General features: G+C 68.8%; 5 protein-coding genes and 1 pseudogene. 2 read left to right on the top strand and 4 right to left on the bottom strand.

The features are described 5' to 3' along the window. Both ACAM49_RS37600 and ACAM49_RS37605 read right to left on the bottom strand, forming a co-directional pair. Positions 1 to 1,481 (bottom strand): annotated as a pseudogene (locus ACAM49_RS37600) (hypothetical protein); the annotation flags it as partial. Between the two features lie 37 nt (positions 1,482 to 1,518). Next, positions 1,519 to 3,201, bottom strand: a complete 1,683-nt coding sequence (locus tag ACAM49_RS37605) for an Hsp70 family protein (RefSeq protein WP_369640301.1) — start codon at positions 3,199 to 3,201, stop codon at positions 1,519 to 1,521. A gap of 49 nt (positions 3,202 to 3,250) precedes the next feature. Between ACAM49_RS37605 and ACAM49_RS37610 the strand changes: the two genes are divergently transcribed. Next, a complete protein-coding gene (locus ACAM49_RS37610) occupies positions 3,251 to 3,814 on the top strand; it encodes a nucleotide exchange factor GrpE (RefSeq protein ID WP_369640302.1) in 564 nt (187 codons plus the stop codon). 96 nt (positions 3,815 to 3,910) lie between these two features. Continuing rightward, complete coding sequence (locus ACAM49_RS37615) at positions 3,911 to 5,056, top strand: Rieske 2Fe-2S domain-containing protein (protein ID WP_369640303.1); 1,146 nt, start codon at positions 3,911 to 3,913, stop codon at positions 5,054 to 5,056. An 18-nt stretch (positions 5,057 to 5,074) separates the two neighbouring features. Here the strand turns inward: ACAM49_RS37615 and ACAM49_RS37620 are convergent, their stop codons facing one another. Both ACAM49_RS37620 and ACAM49_RS37625 read right to left on the bottom strand, forming a co-directional pair. Continuing rightward, positions 5,075 to 5,746: an alpha/beta fold hydrolase gene (locus ACAM49_RS37620; RefSeq protein WP_369640304.1), complete on the bottom strand. Its 672-nt coding sequence runs from the start codon at positions 5,744 to 5,746 to the stop codon at positions 5,075 to 5,077. A 104-nt stretch (positions 5,747 to 5,850) separates the two neighbouring features. After that, on the bottom strand, positions 5,851 to 6,948 hold a 1,098-nt coding region (locus tag ACAM49_RS37625), incomplete at its 5' end, for an MATE family efflux transporter (RefSeq protein WP_369640305.1).

Genomic DNA, 6,948 nt, shown 5'->3' on the forward strand with positions numbered 1-6,948 from the left:
TCCCACGGCCGCCCGGCCCCCGCCGCGGCCGTTCCGCCCACCTGGGGCGCACCATAGGGTGTCCGCTGCCACTGCTCAGGATCCGGCGCACGCGACGTTCCACCTGCCGCCCGATCCCAACCCGAATCCCCTGGCCCGCCACCGGTTCCCGCTGCGCCAGATCCCCCGGCACGCCCCGTTGACCCGCCGTTCGCGGCACCCGGACCACCACGCGAGGTGGTGCCGCCGGTCCCCGTGGCAGATCCGCTCCCGAATTGGTCGGACCTGTGCATCGGGCCGCTCGCGGCGTCGGCAGTTCCTCGCGCAGCCCCGGAGGTCGGATCCACGCCGGGCATCACTCCGCCCGCTGCGCCTGTCGTGGTCTGACCAGTGTTGGGCGCTGCCCCGCGGGCCCCACCCCGGCCTGCGCTCGGGAATCCAGCTGCGCCGGAAGCCGTTGAGCCGTGGCCGGATTGGCGTGGTCCCGCACCGGCCGGGCCCGAGGTGCCGGCGAGGTGTTCGCGGCCTTCGATGGTGGTGCCGAGTTCGTCGGTGAGGGTGAGGAGGACTTGTTCGGCGGTGGCGCGGTCGAGGCCGGAGGTGATGGCTTCGCCGAGGAGGTAGTCGAAATCGGCTGCTACGAGGAGGTCTTCGACGAGGACGGCGGCGCGGACCTGGGGGCGGAGGTCGTCGGTGACGGTGAGGATGATGGCTTGCAGGTAGGTGTCGACGATGTCGCCGCCGGGCTCGAGGATGTCGCTGATGTGGACGAGGAGTTCGTCGAGGACCACTCGGACGCGGCCGGGCGGGAGTTCGCGGGTGCGGGCGCGCAGGGCCTCGGCGCGCAGGCGGATCTCGGTGGTGTCGTGCGCGGCGGCGAAATGCAGGCCGAGCAGCGCCATCAGGGTGGGGACCGGATCGCCGGGGAGCAGGCGCTCGTATTCGGCGAGGAGTTTGCGGATCTGCTGGCGGCGTTCGGGATTCAGCGCGGCGGCCACCGGCGGCGGCGTGGGCGCGGTGTCGTCGATGATGCGGTGGCGGCGGATGTGGGCGGCGATCTCGGCCAGCGACAGCCCGCCCATGCGGCCGATGTCCTCGAGGCCGGGAATCTTGGCGGCGGGAATCCCGCCGTGCCGCTGCACGAGCCGCTCGATGGCGACATCGAGCATCTCGTACCGCTCGGCATCGCGCCGCGACCGCAGCTGCTGCACCCGGTCGGCCTCGACGAGCCGGGACCCGGTGTGCAGCAACGGTTCCGAGAGCACATCGTGCGCGTCCACCAGCAGCCCCGCCAGCACCCGGAACTTGGGATGATCGCGCAGCTTCTGCCAGAGGTCCCACACCTCCGAGACCCGCGCCGCCACCTCGGCATCGCTCAGCCGCGGCGCCTCCGCGAGCGGAATGTCGTACAGCTCGAAGGCATCCGACTCCTCGAGCCCGCCGCGGCGCTCCACGGCGGCGAGAACTCGTTTGCGATAGTCGTTGGGGTCGAAGGCGTGCATCGGACTCGTTCGGGGCTCAGCGTTCGTACGGGCGGGCTCAGGAATTGCGGCGGCGGGTGCGCTGCAGCTGATCCAGTTCGCGCTCCACATCCGCCTGCGACAGGGTCGCCCCGGTCTGCACCGACAGCGTCAGCGGCAGATCGGCGTCCACATGATAGGCGGTCACGTGCAGCACGCCGTCGAATCCCATCTCGAAGGTCACCCGGACTTCGCTGCCCTCGGGGTACCCCGGCGGAATATCACGAATCCTCCCCTCCACCAACACCTTCGTGTCCTCGGGCCGGGTGGAGGCCGCCTGCCCCTGCTGTTCGACGATGGTCAGCTCGATCTGATCCTGATCCGCGCGCACGGTGCCGTAGGAGCGCCGCACCTTGATGGGCAGCGTCTGATTGCGATGCACCAGCCAGCTGGCCGCCAGCCCGTTGAACGGATCCAGCGCCAGCACCCCGAACCCGCGCGACACCACGGTGTCCACCTGGATCTCGATCATGCGGCGCACCAGCCCGACCGGCTGTGCGAAGGAGTCGGCCACCCGCTTGAGCGCGGCCTCGAGATCGGCCGGGGCCGCCTCGCTGAGATCGGCGTGGTCGCGCAGCCGCCCGCGGGTCACCAGATCGGCGGTCACGAGGCGTTCCATCTCCAGCTTCTCGCCATACAAAGCGGCCCCGCGCGCCACCGACAGGTCCGGATCCCGCAGCTCCCCGATCAGCCCGAATTCCTTGTGCAGCTGCTCGGCCACCATCGGCATCCGCGAGGAACCGCCGACCAGCAGCAGCCGATCCACCCGCCGCACCCCGCGCTGCTCGGCCGCGGCCAGCACCGCCTTGGTGAGGTCGAGGGTGCGCCGCATGAGCGAGGCGGTCATGGCCTCGAGCTCGGCCCGGGTCAGTTCGATGACGGCCCGCGCGCCATCGTGCGCGATCACCACCTCGGTGACCTCGGCGGCGGTGAGCTCGTGTTTGGCCTGTTCGGCCGCCAGCACCAGCAGCTGCGACCCGACCGAATCATCCAGCGGGTCTTCGGCATCCGGATTGGCCTCGCAGAACTTCTGGGAAAGATGCAGCGCCAGCCGCTCGTCCCAGTCCGCGCCGCCGAGCTGATGGTCGCCCTCCACGGCCAGCACCGAGATGCGCCGATCGGCCAGTTCGATGACGGTGGCGTCGAAGGTGCCGCCGCCCAGGTCGTAGACCAGCACGGTCTCGCGGGCCGGGCCCTTGTCGATCTCGATGCTGCCGTCCAGCCGCCCGAACCCGTAGGACAGCGCCGCCGCGATCGGCTCGGAGAGCACGCCCGCCACATCGAATCCGGCATAGGTCCCGGCCTGGATGGTGGCCCGGCGCTCCTCGTCACCGAAGTAGGCGGGCACCGTGATCACCACCCGCCGCACCGGACCGCTGCCGGAGAATTCGGCATCGGCGGCAAGGCTTTTCAGGATGAGCGAGGACACCGCGGGCGCGGACCAGCGCTGCCCGTGCGCGCCGAACCGCCATTCGGCATCACCCATGCGGCGCTTCACCAGCGTGCACACGTGATCGGGATCCAGGCGGGCCTGCCGACGCGCGCCCTCGCCGACCACATGATCGTGCGCCGAGGCGAACAACACCACGGAGGGAACGGTCGGTTCGCCATTGAGCCCGATCAGCACCTGGGGACGGCCGTCTGCGTCGATTGCCGCAATTGCCGAATTCGTTGTGCCAAGATCGATTCCAAAGACCCCCACGTGGGCGATGGTAGCAGCCGCGACCGACTGCTGGGTCTATCGTTCCAGCATGACCGATCCAGCCCCGGCGGCCGCTGTAACCGACGTCCCCGTTCCGACCGAGTCCGCCGCAGCGCCACTCGAACCCACAGCGTCGCCCTCGACCCCAGCCATGCCCGCGCAAACCCTCGACCGCATCACCGAGCGCATCGACGATCTGGCGCGCGTCATCGCCCGCCAGGCCGCCACCATCGAGCGACTAGCCGATGAGGCGAAGGTGCAGATCCGCGATGAGCGCGCCGAGGCCGACGCGCCGTTGATCCGGGATCTGTTCGCCCTGCACGGCCTGGCCCAGACCTTCGCCTCCACCTCCAATTCCGAGGCCGACCGCCCGGGCTTCGAGGCGATCAGCCGCCGCGTGGAGCGCATGCTCACCGAACGCGGCGGCCAATTGGTGACCCCGTTCCGCGGCGCCGCCTTCGATCCGGACGTCATGGAGGCCGCCGAGCTCTCCGACACCGACGACCCGGACGCCGACCGGACGGTCGAGTCGGTCATCCAGCCGGGCCTGACCGTCGGCGACCGCTCCATCCGCCCCGCGAAAGTGGTTGTGCGCCGGTACCGCCGGGCCTAGCGCGCCTCCGGAGGCTCCGCCCGAGAAACTGATACTTGTTCTATTAAGCAGCAGTGCTTAGCCTCGGGCGTGGGACCCTCGACACGGAGGACGCACATGGTTCAGCACTATCGCAGTATCGATGTCGGCGAGCCGATGACCAGGTTCGCCCGCGGCTGGCACTGCCTCGGGCTCGCCGAGTCCTTCCGCGACGGGCAACCGCACTCGGTGAACGCCTTCGGCACCAAGCTGGTGATCTGGTCCGACAGCAAGGGCGAGTTGCACTGCCTCGACGGCTACTGCCGCCACATGGGCGCGGATCTGTCCTACGGCAGCGTCAAGGACGACAATATCGCCTGCCCCTTCCACGATTGGCGCTGGCGCGGGGACGGGAAGTGCGCGGCCATCCCCTACGCCCGGCGCGTTCCGCCGTTGGCGCGCACCAGATCCTGGATCACCTGCGAGGAGAACGGGCAGTTCTTCGTCTGGAACGATCCCGAGGGCAATCCGCCGCCGCCCGAGGTCGCCATCCCCCACATCGAGGGCATCGAGACCGATGACTGGAGCGACTGGGACTGGAACTCACTGCTCATCGAGGGCGCGCACTGCCGCGAAATCATCGACAACAACGTCGATATGGCGCACTTCTTCTACATTCACTTCGCGTACCCGGTGTACTTCAAGAATGTGTTCGAAGGGCACGTGGCCACGCAGTTCCTGCATTCCAAGGGACGGCCCGACGTTCACGCGAAGTCCAACTATTCGCAGGAGATGTCGCTACTGCGGTCGGAGGCTTCGTATTTCGGACCTTCCTACATGATCAACTATCTGCACAACGACTTCGGTGACAACACCGTCGAGGTGGCGCTGATCAACTGCCACTACCCCGTCACGCACAATTCCTTTGTCCTGCAATGGGGTGTGAGCGTGCAGCGGATCAAGGGCCTGCCGCCGGAGAAATCCGACAAGCTGGCCAAGGCCTTCGGCAAGAGCTTCGGCGTCGGCTTCCTGCAGGACGTGGAGATCTGGAAGCACAAGACCCGCATCGACAATCCGCTGCTGACCCAGGAGGACGGGCCGGTGTACCAGCACCGTCGCTGGTACGAGCAGTTCTATGTCGATGTCGCCGACATCAAGCCGGAGATGACCGACCGCTTCGAATACGAGGTCGACACCACCCACGCCAACGAGAACTGGCAGGCCGAAGTCGCCGAGAACCTCGCGAAGCAGGCCGCCGCACAGGCGAACGGCGCGGCGGAGTAGTTCACCGGCCGCGACGGATCACGCGTCCGCGAGCAGGATTTCGGACACTGCCTCCGGAGCCTCACGCATGGCGTTGTGCACGGTCGGGACATCGTGGACCCGCCAGTCCGGGTCGGCCAGCAGCCGGGTGCGCTGCGCGGCGAACGGCGTCGCATCCTCCCACCCCGAGCAGTAGACGAACTCCTTGCGCGGGACCTCCTCGAACGCGCCGGACAGCCGGATCGTCTGCACCAGGGAGGCGAGCGGATGCGGGCGGCGGCGGGGATCGCCGCCGTCCGGTGGCCGCACCGCATATCCGGTGCTCGCCGCACCGGCGGTGAACTTCCGGCGGTAGGCCTCCGACGTTGCGGACCAGCATGATTCGCCGTCGCGCGGCACGTAGCCGTCGAGATGCACCACGCGTGCGACCCGGCCGCCAGCACGATCGGCGGCAGCGGCGATGACCATTCCGCCGTAGCTGTGACCGACCAGGGTCACCTCGGTGAGGTGCTCACGATCGAGCAGCCGCAGGACATCCGCGGCATGCGTGTCGAGGTTGGCGGTCGCGACCGTCGCCTCGTCGTCGTCCGGCCCCAGACCGGTCAGGGTCAGGGCGTGCACGGTGTGACCGGCCAGCTCCAGCGTCGGAATCACCTTCTCGAAGCACCAGGAACCGTGCCAGGCGCCGGGCACCAGAACGAATGTCGCCATGTGTTCTTCCTTCTCTCGAAACCGTTCGAAGACAGTCTCATTCGCGGAAGGCATGGCTTGCTACCGATGGAATGCCATCCGATGCCCCATCGCCGCCAACCTGATCACGCCGTTCGCCCGGGCACCTCGGCCCCGACGCGCGCCCAGCGACCCGACAGGGCCCGCCAGCTGACGGCGATCAGACGCAGCAGCATGAAGGCGACCAGGCCGGTCCAGATTCCGCCGATGCCCCAGTCGAATTCGAGGGACAGCCAGATCATGGGCAGGAAGCCGATCAGTGCCGAACCGAGGGTGGCATTGCGTAGGAAGGGCGCGTCGCCCGCGCCGAGCAGCACGCCGTCGAGGGCGAAGACCACGCCCGCGACCGGGATCATGGCGACGAAATACCACCAGACCACGTGGGTTCGATCCAGCACCGACGGATCATCGGTGAACAGCCGCGGGATCACCGTGTAGCCCGCCGCGAATATCGCCGCCAGCCCTGCCGCGAACGCCGTCGACCATGCCGTGATCCGCCGCGCCAAACCCTCTGCGCCGCGCGCGTTTCCGGCCCCCAGCGCCGCACCGACCAGCGTCTGCGCCGCGATCGCCAGCGAATCCAGGGTCAGCGCAAGGAAATTCCAGATCTGCAGCACCAGCTGATGCGCAGCCACCGAGGCCGCCCCGAACCGCGAGGCCACCGCCGCCGCCGAGACGAACGAGGCCTGGAACGCCAGACTCCGCACGATCAGATCGCGACCCAATACCGACTGCGCCTTCATGATCGCGATATGCGGCGCGAGCGGCGCCTTGGCCCGGAACAGCGCCGACACGAACAGCGCACCGGAAATCGACTGCCCCACCAGATTCGCGACCGCCGACCCCTCCAGCTCCAAGCGCGGCGCACCCAGCAGGCCGTGTACCAGCGTCGGGCAGAGGATGCCCGAAACCACCAGTCCCGCAAGCACATACATCAGCGGCCGCCGGGTCTCCTGCACCCCGCGCATCCACCCGTTGCCCGCCATCGCCAGCAGGATCAACGGCACCCCGAACAAGGCGATCCGCACCCACGACTCCGCGGCCCGCGCGATATCGTCCCCGCCCGCGATGGCCCGGGTGATCGGTCCCGCGAACACCTGCACGACCAGCACGATCACCAACCCCACCCCGACGGCGATCCAGCTGGCCCGCACGCCTGCCACAACGGCCCCGCGCTCGTCCCC

This window comes from Nocardia sp. JMUB6875, from assembly GCF_041154655.1.
Classification (GTDB): Bacteria; Actinomycetota; Actinomycetes; order Mycobacteriales; family Mycobacteriaceae; genus Nocardia.

What these genes read in the sequence shown, in the direction of transcription:
- ACAM49_RS37615 (WP_369640303.1), top strand. Translation starts at nt 3,911, where the DNA reads ATGGTTCAGCACTATCGCAGTATCGATGTCGGCGAGCCGATGACCAGG.
- ACAM49_RS37620 (WP_369640304.1), bottom strand. Translation starts at nt 5,746, where the DNA reads ATGGCGACATTCGTTCTGGTGCCCGGCGCCTGGCACGGTTCCTGGTGC.
- ACAM49_RS37610 (WP_369640302.1), top strand. Translation starts at nt 3,251, where the DNA reads ATGACCGATCCAGCCCCGGCGGCCGCTGTAACCGACGTCCCCGTTCCG.